General features: G+C 50.4%; 1 protein-coding gene. It reads left to right on the top strand.

Features of this window, described 5'->3' with window-relative positions:
• Positions 1–632: hypothetical protein (locus BLQ12_RS10760; RefSeq protein ID WP_092210664.1), on the top strand; the 632-nt coding region annotated here is incomplete at its 5' end.
• Positions 633–828 lie beyond the last annotated feature (196 nt).

Here is an 828-nt window from a genome sequence, read left to right as displayed (position 1 = left end):
GGCTGGAAGAGTATCGAGAGCGGTTTTGCAGTTTGTCGGCCTACGTCAAGGACATCAAGCAGCGGTTCTCTTGTTTCTACAACAAGCGCAAAAAGCGTAAAGGGACCCTGTGGGGTGAACGCTTCAAGAGCGTCATCGTGGAGCAGGGAAACACGTTGGTCCATTGCCTCGCTTATATAGATTTGAATGCCGTGCGAGCCGGTATCGTGAAGCGCCCGGAGGATTATCGGTGGTGCTCCATCGGGTACCATATCCAGACGGGAAACAAGGACGGGTTTCTCTCATCGGATTTGGGGACGCCGGATTTCGGCGTGGATGATGCCGCCACGCAGCTTAAGACATACCGTGAGTATCTGTATCATATAGGTGCCATCGACAAGAGGGGCAAAGCGAAGATATCCAGAAAGGTACTGGAGGAGGAGACGACAGAAGGGTATGAGATGAACCGGCTGCGCCGATTTCGGTACAGGAGCCGCTATTTTACGGATTCAGGGATCATTGGTTCTCGGGCCTTTGTTGAGACGCAGTATGAAACCTTCAAGGATCATTTTAGGTCCACACGGGGAAAAATCCCAAAGCGCGTCAAAGGGATTGAGGGGATGTACTCCCTGAAACGACTGGCCGAGGACTGAGTGTGTTGTTCTTGATCGCTTTTATACCCAAGCAAAACCCTTGCCTCGGTTTTTTGTGGGCCGATTCCATGATTTCCGGATGAGACATGCCGTCTTTTCTCCTTTGATTTCAATTTGATGATCAGAGAAGAATTTATGGAAATTAGGGACAGGCTCTTTATACTGGACACTCCATGCCCGCCTGTGAGATAGTTGT

This window comes from Desulfoluna spongiiphila (assembly GCF_900101345.1).
Classification (GTDB): Bacteria; Desulfobacterota; Desulfobacteria; order Desulfobacterales; family Desulfolunaceae; genus Desulfoluna; species Desulfoluna spongiiphila.
This window is presented reverse-complemented; position numbering and strand designations above follow the sequence as displayed.